We start from the raw sequence: 12801 nt of genomic DNA, 5'->3' as shown, positions 1-12801 counted from the left end.
CGAGCAAAGGGAGATCGAGGTCGATGGCGATGAATTCGAGCGAGTGTGCGGCGGTACAGTCACGGACGTCCACGGATGGAGCGGTGTTCGCGGTCCTGGCGGCCTTGAGTGTTTCGCATCTGCTCAACGACACCATGCAGTCGCTCCTGCCGGCGTTGTACCCGGTGCTGAGCGATCGGTACAGGCTCAGCTTCACGCAGGTCGGGCTGATCACGTTCGTCTTCCAGGTGACGGCCTCGCTGCTGCAACCGGTCGTCGGATTCGTCACCGATCGTCGTCCCCGGCCGTACTCGCTGGCTTCGGGGATGGTCTTCACGCTCCTCGGATTATTGCTGCTGTCGGTAGCGGATAGTTTCCCGAAGATCCTGCTGGCCGCCGGGCTGGTGGGCGTGGGATCGTCGGTGTTTCATCCCGAGGCGTCGCGCGTGGCGCGGCTGGCGTCGGGCGGCCGGCACGGGTTCGCGCAGTCGTTGTTCCAGGTCGGGGGCAACGCGGGCTCGGCGCTCGGGCCGCTGCTGGCCGCGTTCGTCGTCGTCCCCTGGGGCCAGGGGAGCATCGCCTGGTGCTCGATCGCCGCCCTGATCGCGATGGCCCTGCTGTTCGCCGTCGGCCAATGGTACGGAAACCACCTGTCGGCCCTGCGGGCGAACCCCCGCCCGGCGAGCCACGCGCATCGGGTCGACGTCTCACCCGCCCGGGTCAAGATTTCGATCGGCATCCTGCTCCTGCTGGTCTTCTCGAAGTACTTCTACATGGCCAGCCTGAGCAGTTACTACACCTTCTACCTGATCCACAGGTTCGGGGTCTCGATCGAGTGGGCACAGGTTTACCTGTTCATATTCCTCGGCTCGGTGGCGGCCGGGACGCTGGCCGGCGGGCCGGTCGGCGACCGGATCGGATTCAAGGCCGTGATCTGGACGTCGATCCTCGGCGTGCTGCCGTTCACGCTGGTCTTGCCTTATGCGAACCTGTTCTGGACGGCCGTCCTCACCGTGCCGATCGGGGTCGTCCTGGCGTCGGCGTTCTCGGCGATCATCGTCTACGCGCAGGAATTGCTCCCCAGCCGCGTCGGCACGGTCGCCGGCCTGTTCTTCGGCTTCGCGTTCGGCATGGGAGGCCTCGGCGCGGCCGTCCTTGGCGGCCTGGCCGACCGGACGAGCATCGAGTTCGTCTACCAGGTCTGCTCGTTCCTCCCCCTCGTCGGCCTGCTGACCGGCTTCCTGCCGAATCTGGAGAAACGACCGGCCAAGAGATCCCGAAGGGAGGGTATTAAAAATCGGTAAGAGTTGGCTGTGGACTTGACTTGGCGGTGTCATGCGGATTTAATCCGAAATGTGGCGTGCGGATACATTTGAAAACGAGGCACGAAAAAAGATGAAAGCCAGGTCGCGCCATCTTGTGCTTTGGGTAATTTCGGCTGCGGCCCTTCTTTTGACCGCTTCAACGGCGAGCAAATTCCTTCCTGCTTCGTCGTCAAACAAATTCAGCCATGACTTTGGGAATATCCTCAGTTCTCAAGTAAATCAACTTTCACACAATTTTACATTCACGAATCAATCGTCGACACCTCTGTCGGTGGTTCGGTTCGCCAAGGGTTGCACCTGCACGGACGCTTCGATCAGCAAAAGGTTGATCCCTCCAGGCGAGACGGCTCTGGTCTCCATGACGACGGACGTTCCCACGTCCCATCAGCACAACGAAAGGTATTGCATAGTCGAAACGGATCACCCAAAGTACAAGAACATGGTTTACCGGTTCTTATTTACAAGCTTGCCGCCTACTAGCTTTGAGCCCAATTACCTTGCAATCGGCGACGAAGATTTTGCTCAAGGCCAAGAAGATTTTGTTGTAAAAAACGTCAGGTTGTTGCTCTGTAGAAAACCCGTAGTCGCACAATCATGACGTTATGGGTAATGGCCCGAAGGACGATCTCGCGGCACTGGGTCGGATGCTTCCGCGCGCGGAGGGCCGAGCCCAAGCGCCGCTTGAGCATCGAGTTCACCGTCTCCACCTGCCACCGTTGACCGTACTTGCGTTTGAGTCGGGCGAACCGCTGTTTCATCACCCGCCGCCACCAGCCCGTGGGGGGCTTGTCGGTCGGCCGGCCCCGCTTCGGCGGGATGATCGTCCGCACGCCGTGCGACCGGACGGCCCGGTGGACCCGTTCGGCGTCGAAGTCGGCGTCGGCCAGCAGCGTGTCGATCCGGGCGCGGCGCACGGCCTGGGTCCAGGCCCGGCCGAACTGCACCAGATCCGACGCCGGGCCACGCCCCGGGACCGCCGAGAGGATCATATGGCTCTTGCAGTCGACCACGAAGACGACCTTCGGATAATGCGCGTAAGTCCTGGCGGGGTCGGAGTCTCCGGCGGAGCGACGCTTGGCGTAGTAGCGGCTGACGTGCCGCGACTCCATCCCCGTGCCGTCGACGGCCGCCAACGGGACGCGGCGCTTCAGCGTCCCGTCCTGCCGCGCCCGATCGAGCACGGCGTCGAACATCCGGCGGCCCGGGACCGACGCCAGCAGGCGTTGCGCGGCCTTCTGAAACGTGGTGAAGTGCGGGACGACCGTCAGCCCGATCCGGTCCCGCAGGTCGGCGTGGTCCGCCAGGTGCGCCGCCAAGCCGCGGTAGTCGAGGCGGAGGAACTCCTTGAGCACCAGGCAGGCCAGAAGTTGAGGCTGGGTGAACTTCTTGGGGCTGAACTGGTGGCGGTGCGCCGGAAGGGCGCGACAAGCCGCCTCGTAGGCGACCTGGAACACCCGCAGTGGTGATTTGCTCATAGTCACATGTCATTCTACGACCGCCAGTGGACGACGGTTCACGGGTTTTCTACAGAGCAATGTGTACCTCTATTTACCGGCTTCGGTTGTCAAACCAGTGTTAAATTAGTTTTCATCACCACATATTTTCAGAATTCCCCCGATTGCGATCCTACATACTCCAAGCGATGTAAACCGTTGCTCACTATGGGGACCGATTGCGCGAACATGCCATTGCATTGACGCTTGCGGCCTCCGTAAGAAGGCAGTCATCCGGCGTGTGTTCGAGCCGACGACCACGTCGGCTCGGATCGTTGTGGATCATTTGCCGATCGGCTGTAGCTGGTGTTTGCACTGCTCAGGTGGTTGGCTCTCCGGCAAGTCGCCGGTTTCCAGGAACGGATGCGACTCCGGTGGTTTGGTTCGAGTAGGACGTCGAGTCAGCCATCGTCCGGCAAGCCTTTTTCTGAGACAATTCACTGAGGCAAATCGATTACTAGATTACTAATGGTGTGGTGGTGACATGATGTTTTGTCTTATAATGCTGCTGGCGTGCTTCGATCCCATCCCGGTTAATCAACCTGCGGATGATGAAACACTAAGATATGTGGAAATCAGCCAAATCGAAAATTTGTCTCGAGTTTTGTATGGAGCGTTTACATTTGAAGTGGTTCAGGGGGTGGCAAGTGACATTGAAGCGGCAGCCCGTGGCGAGATACAGAATCCCGTCAGTGCGAAAGGGAGGTATGTATTTGATGATAACAGCAATTTGTTCGAATTGATTTATGAAGACGATGACATGTTGGACATACTACGCAGGTCGGTCCGAATCAATTTACGGTCGGATTCATGTCGACCCAAATGCTCACTGACGGTAAGTCGACCTGTCTGGCAATTCGGTCGACAACTGAATTGGCAGCTCGCAAAGTCGGCTACTCCGTCGAGTTGTTCCCGGATCTCGAAGGCTCTGTCTTCCGGGAACGGTTTGATTTCATCCTGCCGATTGGGTTGAAGCATACGGGGAATCGCTTTACTGCCGACGTTGCGTTGGTTCGCGACGGACAGTCGAAGGTGAAGGAGTTGGACCTCGATTTCGACTTCGCTGGGCGCAAGACGTCGAAGGTTGTATTCCAGTCTCTGAAAGAGAAAGGCCCACTTCGAGTCCACATTCTCGACATGGAGCGTGGAGGCCTTCCACTCGAATCGCAAGACATGGATTCAAATGGGACTGTCGTCAATACTGTTCGGTATTATGAATTCGAGAGGCTTCGCGATCAATGCTGGCTGCCACGTAAGAAGGTGGCTTTCAGCCCCCTCGGCAAAAGTGCGCGGGTCGTGAGAGTGATCTCTCAAGACGTCGACCGTCGTCCTTCTGCGAAGGAATTCAAGCTCAATTTTTCGGCGCCCGTCCAGATTCCGGATTTGACCAAACAGATAATATATAATCAAGTCAGCGAATTTGAGTTTAATGCGTCTCCCTCGCTCAAGTCCCACGTCAGGCCGATGCTCGTCAAGCCTTCGCCTGACGAAAGTGCTCCTCCGGTGATGCCAGGGGAGCTCGAGCCAGCTTCTTGGGCTTTCCCCGTCATGCTTGGTTCGGCATGCTGCCTGATACTCGGAGCCCTCGTCTTCGTATTCAGGAGGCGCTGACATGGCGATTTCGTCGGCTCCCGTCAGGCGTGGGTTCACGTTGTTAGAAGTCGTCGTCGTGGTCTCTATCCTCTCCCTGCTCACCGTGCTTTCGCTGCGTGCCGTCCAAGCCGCGAGGGAGGCGGCAAGAAGCGTTCAGTGCACGAACAACCTGAAGCAGATCGCACTGTCGATCCAGAACTACGTCGCCCAGTGCGGCTATTTCCCACCGGTCAACGTTCAGACGTCGAGTCTCGGCTTCAAAGAGGGCGCTGCGCCATCCGTTCACAGTTTCAGCGCTCTCAGTCGCGTCATGCCGTGGCTCGACTTGGGGCCGGCGCATAATTCCGCGAACTTCATGCTGTTCCCGGACTTCCCGGACGGGTTGTCCGCCAATCAGACGGTCATGACGACTCACGTATCTGCTTTCATATGTCCCTCAGATGGTGCACGGCCGGTGGCGGGTTATGGACGTTGCAACTACCGGTTCAATATCGGTGTCACGCAACGGATAGCTCCGGTGCCGTGGGACGCGGCGTCGTTGGGTGGAGCGTTCACAACCCATTTCGACTATCGTCCCTCCGATATCCAGGACGGCTTGACCAACACGTCGGGCGTTTCCGAACTGCTTCAAGGCGATTGGGTGGCGGGAATCACACGGTCGAAGGGCGACTACGCACTGTTGGACGTCGAGACGGCCCTCAGAAGGGACATGACCTGCGACGTCGCCGCCTCGCTGTGCTCGGCCCGGGGCGCGGGTGCGGTGTCGTTTGAGTCCCGAGGCGGTGAGAGTTGGTTCCTTACCGGCTTTCACTTCTCCAACTACAATCATTGCGCGACCCCGAACTGGGTAGGCGGCATGTGCGCGTTCGATCTCGCGATCGAGCCGATCCATTCGCGGGCCATACACGACGGAGTCTTCGGGCCCTCGAGCCGCCATGGTGGAATCGTCCATACGTCAATGTTGGATGGTAGCGTTCGGTCCGTGAGAGACGGCATATCGCTCCAGGTATGGAGGGCGCTCGGAACTCGATCGGGAGGCGAGATCTTGGATGCTGGTGCAGCCTCTGAACCTTGAGGCGAGGACATGCCTCGGAGCCGAGGCTCGCGCCTTCGGCGGTGCTCCTCTAATCGCCTGACAGTCAGTCCCTGCATTTTCACACGTCTGCGAGTGCGGTGAATACGACGCCCGGACGCCTGGCGTCGAAATCGTCCTGGTCTTGCGAGCGGGACGATTCTCTAGCCGGCGATCTCTCTAAGCGCCAATCTGAGGCCGTAGCAGACCACGGCGCCGGAGGCGAGGCAGCCGAGGAGGACGACGAACCGGCCCAGGCCGGGGCGGTGACGCTCGACGACTTCGCCGGCGACGACGACGAAGCCCACCACACTGAACTTGAAGACCGCCATCCCGGCGATGTTCCAGCGAGCGAAGAAGAACTGCGCGACCGGATTCGATTCGTAGAACGCCGGGCCCGTCTTCAGCAAGTGGTACGTCACCATCAGGTCGGCCAGACTCAGCAAGATCAAGGCGAGGCTTTCCCCTTCGAGTGCGCTCCGCTCGCGTGCCGACGCGTGGACCCCTCGTGATAGCGTCGACCAGATCGACGGCCGAGGCCGAGTCCGAGGCCGAGGCGCCGGGGCGATCGGGAGCGGAGCGGCGACCGCGAGAGGCGGCGTCGGCGTCTCGACGAGTGCGTAACCGGACGCCGACTCGGGGATGACCTGGATCGCACCGCAATGCCGGCAGCGTCCGCGCTTCCCCGCTTGATGGGCCGGAACCGTGAGCCTCGCCCCGCACCGCGGGCATGAGAAGAAGTTCGTGCTCGAATCGCTCACGTCCACGTCGTCCCCTCGTCAGGCCATGCCCCGACTCGATGCCCGCCGTCAGTGATTGCAACGCGCAGGCTCGCCGGAGTCCAGCGGATTCGACGCCTGAAAACTTGACGTCGAAATAGATGACGCGTAAACTATCTTCAGGTGAATGAAACGGCGAGCGAGCGGAGAGCGGCTGATGGCTTCAGGGGAACTGGAACGACGGATCGGCAAGCGCGAGCCGTTCGGCACGCGGGAGGAGGCGGCGTTGCTGGCTCTCTTGCGGACGAGCGATCGGGTTCAGGCGCCGTTCGCGCGGTTGTTCCGCGAGCATGGGCTGACCTCGGCGCAGTACAACGTGCTGCGGATTCTGAGGGGCGAGGGCAAGCCGACGCCGATCCTCGAAATCGCCGAGCGGATGCTCACGGCGACGCCCGGGATCACGGGGCTGATCGACCGCCTGGAGAAGCTGGAGCTGGTCCGCCGCGAGCGATGTTGCAGCGACCGCCGGGTGATCTTCGTGGCGATCACCCCCAGGGCGACCGACCTCCTGAAGCGGCTCGACGAGCCGGTCCACGATCTGCATCGTCGGCTGCTGTCCCATCTGGGGCCGGCCGACCTCAAGACCCTGATCCGCCTGCTGGACGCGATTCGCGAGCCGATCGAAGATCCGGCCGACTGAACGACGCCCGGCGTTTTCCTGGTCCTCTTTTGGAGAAGGCTTCGATGCTTCACGTCCGCAAGGCCGCCGATCGCGGCGGCGCCGACTACGGCTGGCTTCAAACGGCGCACACGTTTTCGTTCAGCGTTTATCACGATCCCGATTATATGGGATTTCGCCATCTACGCGTCATCAACGAAGACGTCGTGGGACCGGCCAAGGGCTTTCAGAAACACCCGCACCGCGACATGGAGATCATCACGTACGTCCTCTCGGGAGCGCTCGAGCATCGCGACGATCTGGGCAACGCCTCGGTCCTCCGAGCCGGCGAGCTGCAACGGATGACGGCTGGGACCGGCATCCGGCACAGCGAGGCGAACCCGTCGGTCGACGAGCCGGTGCACCTGTACCAGATCTGGGTGTTCCCCGATCGCGAAGGACTCGAACCGGGCTACGAGCAGAAGGGGTTCGACGAGGCCGACCGCCAGGGCAAGTGGCAAGTGGTCGTCTCGCCCGACGGCCGCGACGGGTCGCTCGTGATCCATCAAAACGTCTCGATTCTCCTCGCCGATCTGGGGACCGGCCAGGTGCTGGAACGTCCGATCGCCGAGGGCCGGCACGCATGGGTCCAGGTGATCCGCGGCCCCGTCGTGGTCAACGGCGAACCGCTTGAAACCAGCGACGCTCTTGCGATAAGCGACGAGTCGTCGGTGTCGATCAAGGCCGAAGGGCCCTCGGAAATCCTGTTGTTCGACCTCGCTTGATCGAAGACTCTGAAGGCGGCGGTCTTGTGTGGGACCGTCGCGCGTCGGCCGCGTCATTTCCTGGGAGGTGATTCATGGTTCCCGTGGTGCAAGGCGTGCTCAGCGTTGTGGGTCGGTTCGCGATTTCGACGATTTTTCTCCTGGCCGCCGTGGGCAACAAGATCCCGAATTTCGAGGGCGTCACCAAGGTGATGGCGGCGAAGGGTATGCCCGCGCCCGGATTCCTGCTCGTCGGCGCGATCGCGTTCCTGATCGCCGGCAGCCTTTCGGTGATCGTCGGCTACAAGGCGCGGATCGGGGCGTTCCTGCTGCTGGTCTTTCTGGCCCTGGCCTCGTATTATTTCCACGACTTCTGGCGGCTGGCCGACCCCAAGGAGCAACAAGAGCAGACGATCCAATTCATGAAGAACCTCTCGATGATGGGGGCCATGCTGTTCATCATCGCCAACGGCGCGGGGGCCTGGAGCCTCGACGCGCGTCGGCGGGCGACTGCCGAGAAAGGGTCGGTCGTACTGGGCTGAGGCCGGCCGATCGACGGATCATTCACGCAACTTGATTGGAATCAGGAGACGGAACATGCATCCGACGCGAAACGACTTGCCGCAAGACACCCGCGCCGCGATCGTCAAGCTGCTCAACGAGCGGCTGGCCGACGCGATCGATCTTCAGTTGCAGGCCAAGCAGGCGCACTGGAACGTCCGGGGACCGCACTTCATCAGCCTGCACGAGCTGTTCGACAAGGTCTCCGAGGAAGTCACGGGCTTCATCGACGTGATCGCCGAGCGCGCGTCGGCGCTCGGCGGCGTGGCCGAGGGGACATTGGCGGCGGTCTCGTCGCGAACGACGCTGCCGGCTTATTCGCTGACGATCAGCGACGGCCGCGACCACGTCGACGCCCTGTCGAAGGCGATCGCCGCGTTCGGCAAGCAGGCTCGCGCGGCGATCGACCAGGCCGACTCGGCGGGCGACGCCAATACCGCCGACCTGTTCACGCAGGTCTCGCGCGAGGTCGACAAGCAATTGTGGTTCGTCGAGGCTCATCTTGAAGCCAAGCGGTGAGCGGCTCGGCTCAACTGTTGCGCGTGATGTCGCCGGTGTCGGTCGTGCCGACCGAGCCGCGGAAGACGACGCCGATCCGGCCGGCGGCGGTCGCGCCTTGGGGAAGCTTGCGGCTGGGGTAGTAGATCAGTTGCAGCGTCCCCGAGCCTTCGGACCCGCTGAACGTGCCGCCGGAGTTGGAGTTCACGGTCCAGGTGAACTGGTTGGGCCGCCCCGCCCTGTCGAGGGCGCCCGGCACGGCCTGGAAGTCGGCACCGAGCTGGTTGCCGGTGTCGGAGATGTTCTTGACGATCATGTTCGCCATGCCGACCGCCGGCTGGGAGGCGTCGGCCGGGACGTAGTAGGCGAGCTGGATGTCGCCGTGCAGGAACGACGACGACGTGCCGCCGCCAGCCATGTAAAGCTGCGTCGCGAACCCCGGCGACCGCGCCGGGCCGACGGTGTAATTCCCCTGGAACATGGCGGTGAACGGCCGGAAGCGGAGCGGGAACGACGCGACGTCGCCGGCCGCGTTCGCCCGCGCGGCCGAGGGCCGCAGGGCGCCGGAGATCAACAGGCTCGACGACGACAGGACCACGCGGCCTTCGAGCCCTTCGAAGACCGGGGCGAAACGAGCTTTGTCGCGGGCTGAAGGACGCGTCCGGCGGTTCATCGGCGATCTCGCTCCGTTTGGTCGATTTCCGAAGTCGTGGGATGACGTTTTGATCGATCAGGCCGCCGGTCCGGTTCAGCTATTGCGCGTGATGTTGTTGATGTTGGTCGTTCCGAGCGAACCGCGGAAGACGACGCCGATCCGGCCGGCGGCGGTCGCGCCTCGGGGGATCTTGCGGCCTGGGTAATAGATCAGTTGCAGCGTCCCCGAGCCTTCGGCCCCGGCGTACGTGCCGCCGACGTTGGAGTTCACGGTCCAGGTGAACTGGTTGGGCCGCCCCGCCTTGTCGACGGCGCCCGGCACGGCCTGGAAGTCGGCGCCGAGATCGTCACCGGTGCTCGAGATGTTCTTGACCATCATGTTCGCCATGCCGACCGCCGGCTGGGAGGCGTCGACCGGGACGTAGTAGGCGAGCTGGATGTCGCCGTGCAGGAACGACGACGACGTGCCGCCGCCGTACATGTAAAGCTGCGTCGCGAACCCCGGCGACTGCGCCGGGCCGATGGTGTAGAAGCCCTGGTACTTGGCGTTGAACGGCCGGAAGCGGAGCGGGAACGACGACACGTCGCCGGTCGCGCTCGCCGCGAGTCCGCCGCCGGGGATCGACAGGGCCGACGACGACAGGACCAGGCGGCCTTCGAGCCCTTCGAAGACCGGGGCGAAACGAGCTTTGTTGCGGGCTGAAGAACGCGTCCGGCGGTTCATCGGCGATCTCGCTCCCTTGTTCGATGTCCGAGGTCATGGCAACGCGGTTCGATCGGCGGGCTTCCTACGGCAGGAGCCGCACGCCGACGGCCGTGTTGAGGTCGAGGACGGCCCGACGGTGACGAACGATCGCGTCGCGGTAGTCGCGGACCCGCTCGTTGAAGTCGCGCTGGGCGTCGAGGTAGGCCAGCACGTTGGTCTCGCCCCCCTGCCACCGCCGATACGCGGCGTCGCGGACCCGGCGCGAGGCCGGCAGGATCTCCCGCTCGGATTCGAGCATGGCTTCGCGGCTCAACTCGAACTCGTGGACCGCGTCGGACACCTCGTCCTGGACCTGCCTCTCAAGCAGCGCGAGTTCGACCTCGGTCTGGTTGACGTTGATCTTGGCCCGGGCGATGTTGCCCTGGTTGCGGTTGTAGATCGGCAACGGCGCGGTGAGGCCCAGGGCCCACGAGGTCGGGCTCTTGAGGCCGAACGGTCGATTGTCTTGCAGAGTGTAGGGCTGATAGAGCAGGTACAGGTCGGACAGCCGCTCGCGCTTAGCGAGCGAGACGTCAGACTTGGCCCGCTCCAGGCCCAGACGCGTGGCGATCAGGTCGGACCGCGAGTCCATCGCCGTGGCGATGAGCTGATCCTCGGTGGACGGCAGCTCGCGATCGTCGCGGAGGTTGTCGCGAATCCGGATCGCGGTCGCCTGCTCGCGGGGGATGTTCAGCAGTTGCGACAGCCGCCGGGTCGTCCGGTTGACGGCCTGCGTGGTCTCGCGAACCTGAAGCTGAGCCTGTTCAAGCTGGGCCCGGAGCGCGAAGACGGGGTCCTCGGGGATTTGCTTCTTTTCGAGGAGGTCTTCGTTGACGCGGAGCAGTCGGGTGATCCCTTCAAGGTACTTGAGGCTGAACTCGCGCGTCAGCTCGGCCGCCGCGACGTCGATGAAGACCGTGTAGAGGTTGTCGATCTGCTGCCGGACCGCGTCCTGGAACTGGGCCTCGATCGCGCGCTTGGCGACCTGGGCGGTGGCCGTGCGGGCCTTCCGCTTGCCGTTGACGTCGAGGGGATGCGTGATGTTGACGTCGTACTGGGTCTGGCCGCCGGGCCGCTCGCGGGTGTAGCGGCCGTAGGGGACGAGCTGGGTGTCGGCGTAGAAGATCGGGTTGGCTCGCAGGCTCGCCGTCAGGATGTCGGCGTCGGCCATCGGGATCTCGAACTTCATGGCCAGCAGGCCGAGGTTCTGCTGGATCAAGATATTGATCGTGTCGTCGAGCGTGTACCCGTCCTTGGCACCGACGTGGACGCCCCCTTCGGGGAGGTCAAGCTCGCCGTAGGCTGGAATCGTTGCCTCGGGCAACGAGGGGACCTTGAAGTTGGGGGCCCCCTCGCCCGGCGCCCTGCGCCTCTGGGGATTGACCCCGCTCATCGGCGCCCGACTGACCGACGGTCCCGCCCGGCCCCCGATCGGCGCGTCGCCGAGGCCCGAGCTGTCCTGGATCGCCGACGTGCCCGCCGCGCCCAGCGCGGGGCCCAGCCGGCTCCTGCCGATGGAGACCCCCGGCGGATTGTCGACGTCGACCTGCGGCCCCTGCGCCCGGACCGCCGTCGCCGACGTCGCCACGACCACCGCCCCGATCAGGAACGCCGGTCCGATACGTCCACGCCACGTGTTTTCAATGCCGATGCGCTGGCTCATCCTTGCACGATCTCCTCGATCGGGCTCGCCCGCCAGCAACGGGTCGCGAGCCGAGAACACCCCGGACGGAACCCGCCCGGAGCCTTGACTTCCTTGGTTTATGGTATCGGTTCTCTCGCTTTCTCCTGTTTAATGAGATCTTCCCAAGATTCGTCGGCCGCCGATTCTGCGCAATGTCTCCAGGCGGCCGAGCTTCTTCATTCAGCCAGCCGTTCGCTTCCGGCCGCGCCGAGCCAGGACCGCGACGGCGGCGAAGCCGACGGCCGCCATCGCCAGGCTGGCGGGTTCGGGGACGGCGGCGGACGCGACGAACGTGCGGAAGTTGTCGAGGGCGAAATAGGCCGGCGTGTTCATGCCCCAGACGCCGTTGTCGGACGAGCTGAGGCTGAAGGTCAGGCTTCGGGCCGAGCCCAGGCTTGTGAGATCGACCGTGTCCCATGTGTTCACGATGTAATGGTTCGATCCCAGGAAGTCGGCGAGCTGGAAGTCGATCTGTCCGGTCGTCGCGCCCGCGCCGTTCAGTTCGTCGTGGCCGACGATGCTGAGGGTGAAGAAATCCCCCGCGCCGAACTTCTTGGAGAACTGGTCGCCCTTGCTCATGGACAGGTAGTCGTAGGTCGTGTTCGTGACGTCCATCGAGTACACCGACTGGCCGGGCGAGACATTGATGTACGAGCCGCCGAACGCCACGGCGTAGTTCGAGGAGCCGTCGGCGCCCTTGCCGGGGCTGGCGCTGTACTGAAAGGCGTAGTTCGGCTTCGAGGCGATCTCGGCCGGGGTCGGGGCTGTCTGATTGGAGATCGCCCAGCCCGACCAGGTGCCCCACGTCGCATTGTAGCTGTTGTTGAAGAAATTGCCGTCGATGGTGAAGCCGGGAGGGGCGTTGCTCACATAACCCGCGGCCGGGATCGAGACGGACTCGAAGGTCGTGGTGGTGACGACGTCGGCGTGGGCGGCGGCGGAGGCCGTCGCCAGGATCAGGGCGAGGGCCGGGACGTTCGCGAATCGCATCGTGGGGGAAACTCCGTTGAGGAAACGAAAAGGGTGGGGATCGTCGATCCGTCGAGATCGAGAGAT

General features: G+C 63.2%; 14 protein-coding genes. 8 read left to right on the top strand and 6 right to left on the bottom strand.

Translation table 11 applies throughout. From position 1 onward, the window contains the following. The first annotated feature begins 23 nt into the window (after positions 1–23). Both BSF38_RS14120 and BSF38_RS32665 read left to right on the top strand, forming a co-directional pair. Entirely contained in the window at positions 24–1283 is a 1260-nt protein-coding gene (locus BSF38_RS14120) for an MFS transporter (protein ID WP_076346588.1), read from the top strand. Positions 1284–1332: 49 nt separating this feature from the next. Next, positions 1333–1902, top strand: coding sequence for a DUF1573 domain-containing protein (locus BSF38_RS32665; RefSeq protein WP_083712934.1), 570 nt, complete (start codon positions 1333–1335; stop codon positions 1900–1902). Here the strand turns inward: BSF38_RS32665 and BSF38_RS14110 are convergent. After that, a complete protein-coding gene (locus BSF38_RS14110; RefSeq protein WP_099091980.1) occupies positions 1859–2779 on the bottom strand; it encodes an IS5 family transposase in 921 nt (306 codons plus the stop codon). The two genes, BSF38_RS32665 and BSF38_RS14110, sit on opposite strands and share 44 nt — an antisense overlap. Before the next feature lie 828 nt (positions 2780–3607). Here BSF38_RS14110 and BSF38_RS14105 point away from each other — a divergent pair. Together BSF38_RS14105 and BSF38_RS14100 are read left to right on the top strand one after the other, a co-directional pair. Beyond that, positions 3608–4408: a hypothetical protein gene (locus BSF38_RS14105; RefSeq protein WP_145952122.1), complete on the top strand. Its 801-nt coding sequence runs from the start codon at positions 3608–3610 to the stop codon at positions 4406–4408. Between the two features lies 1 nt (position 4409). Then, positions 4410–5465, top strand: a complete 1056-nt coding sequence (locus BSF38_RS14100; RefSeq protein WP_076346580.1) for a DUF1559 family PulG-like putative transporter — start codon at positions 4410–4412, stop codon at positions 5463–5465. 161 nt (positions 5466–5626) lie between these two features. Here the strand turns inward: BSF38_RS14100 and BSF38_RS30725 are convergent, their stop codons facing one another. Beyond that, a complete protein-coding gene (locus BSF38_RS30725) occupies positions 5627–5914 on the bottom strand; it encodes a DUF5658 family protein (protein WP_145952121.1) in 288 nt (95 codons plus the stop codon). 484 nt (positions 5915–6398) lie between these two features. Between BSF38_RS30725 and BSF38_RS14090 the strand changes: the two genes are divergently transcribed. The 4 genes from BSF38_RS14090 to dps all read left to right on the top strand — a co-directional run bounded on the left by BSF38_RS14090 (position 6399) and on the right by dps (position 8683). After that, positions 6399–6881 carry a MarR family winged helix-turn-helix transcriptional regulator gene (locus BSF38_RS14090; RefSeq protein ID WP_076350890.1) on the top strand — a complete coding sequence of 161 codons (483 nt, stop codon included), beginning with the start codon at positions 6399–6401 and terminating at the stop codon, positions 6879–6881. Positions 6882–6925: 44 nt separating this feature from the next. Continuing rightward, on the top strand, positions 6926–7624 hold the full coding sequence (locus BSF38_RS14085; RefSeq protein ID WP_076350888.1) for a pirin family protein: 699 nt from the start codon (positions 6926–6928) through the stop codon (positions 7622–7624). A gap of 74 nt (positions 7625–7698) precedes the next feature. After that, positions 7699–8145 carry a DoxX family protein gene (locus BSF38_RS14080; protein ID WP_076346576.1) on the top strand — a complete coding sequence of 149 codons (447 nt, stop codon included), beginning with the start codon at positions 7699–7701 and terminating at the stop codon, positions 8143–8145. 55 nt (positions 8146–8200) lie between these two features. Beyond that, a complete protein-coding gene (gene dps / locus BSF38_RS14075) occupies positions 8201–8683 on the top strand; it encodes a DNA starvation/stationary phase protection protein Dps (protein ID WP_076346574.1) in 483 nt (160 codons plus the stop codon). Between the two features lie 10 nt (positions 8684–8693). Here the strand turns inward: dps and BSF38_RS14070 are convergent, their stop codons facing one another. From BSF38_RS14070 to BSF38_RS14055, 4 genes are all read right to left on the bottom strand, one after another. After that, positions 8694–9335: a hypothetical protein gene (locus tag BSF38_RS14070; protein ID WP_076346572.1), complete on the bottom strand. Its 642-nt coding sequence runs from the start codon at positions 9333–9335 to the stop codon at positions 8694–8696. A gap of 75 nt (positions 9336–9410) precedes the next feature. After that, entirely contained in the window at positions 9411–10040 is a 630-nt protein-coding gene (locus tag BSF38_RS14065; protein ID WP_076346570.1) for a hypothetical protein, read from the bottom strand. 64 nt (positions 10041–10104) lie between these two features. Next, positions 10105–11724 carry a TolC family protein gene (locus BSF38_RS14060; protein WP_076346568.1) on the bottom strand — a complete coding sequence of 540 codons (1620 nt, stop codon included), beginning with the start codon at positions 11722–11724 and terminating at the stop codon, positions 10105–10107. Between the two features lie 201 nt (positions 11725–11925). Beyond that, positions 11926–12735, bottom strand: a complete 810-nt coding sequence (locus BSF38_RS14055; RefSeq protein WP_145952120.1) for a DUF4465 domain-containing protein — start codon at positions 12733–12735, stop codon at positions 11926–11928. Between the last annotated feature and the right edge of the window lie 66 nt (positions 12736–12801).

The sequence above is a fragment of the Paludisphaera borealis genome, from assembly GCF_001956985.1.
GTDB lineage: Bacteria > Planctomycetota > Planctomycetia > Isosphaerales > Isosphaeraceae > Paludisphaera > Paludisphaera borealis.
Note: the sequence above shows the minus strand (reverse complement) of the source record. Positions and strands in the feature narration are given on the sequence as shown.

Bases quoted from the DNA above. Each gene is read 5' to 3' on its own strand.
- BSF38_RS14120 (WP_076346588.1), top strand. From the start codon at position 24: ATGGCGATGAATTCGAGCGAGTGTGCGGCGGTACAGTCACGGACGTCC.
- BSF38_RS32665 (WP_083712934.1), top strand. From the start codon at position 1,333: ATGTGGCGTGCGGATACATTTGAAAACGAGGCACGAAAAAAGATGAAA.
- BSF38_RS14110 (WP_099091980.1), bottom strand. From the start codon at position 2,779: ATGAGCAAATCACCACTGCGGGTGTTCCAGGTCGCCTACGAGGCGGCT.
- BSF38_RS14105 (WP_145952122.1), top strand. From the start codon at position 3,608: ATGTCGACCCAAATGCTCACTGACGGTAAGTCGACCTGTCTGGCAATT.
- BSF38_RS14100 (WP_076346580.1), top strand. From the start codon at position 4,410: ATGGCGATTTCGTCGGCTCCCGTCAGGCGTGGGTTCACGTTGTTAGAA.
- BSF38_RS14090 (WP_076350890.1), top strand. From the start codon at position 6,399: ATGGCTTCAGGGGAACTGGAACGACGGATCGGCAAGCGCGAGCCGTTC.
- BSF38_RS14085 (WP_076350888.1), top strand. From the start codon at position 6,926: ATGCTTCACGTCCGCAAGGCCGCCGATCGCGGCGGCGCCGACTACGGC.
- BSF38_RS14080 (WP_076346576.1), top strand. From the start codon at position 7,699: ATGGTTCCCGTGGTGCAAGGCGTGCTCAGCGTTGTGGGTCGGTTCGCG.
- dps (WP_076346574.1), top strand. From the start codon at position 8,201: ATGCATCCGACGCGAAACGACTTGCCGCAAGACACCCGCGCCGCGATC.
- BSF38_RS14070 (WP_076346572.1), bottom strand. From the start codon at position 9,335: ATGAACCGCCGGACGCGTCCTTCAGCCCGCGACAAAGCTCGTTTCGCC.
- BSF38_RS14065 (WP_076346570.1), bottom strand. From the start codon at position 10,040: ATGAACCGCCGGACGCGTTCTTCAGCCCGCAACAAAGCTCGTTTCGCC.
- BSF38_RS14060 (WP_076346568.1), bottom strand. From the start codon at position 11,724: ATGAGCCAGCGCATCGGCATTGAAAACACGTGGCGTGGACGTATCGGA.
- BSF38_RS14055 (WP_145952120.1), bottom strand. From the start codon at position 12,735: ATGCGATTCGCGAACGTCCCGGCCCTCGCCCTGATCCTGGCGACGGCC.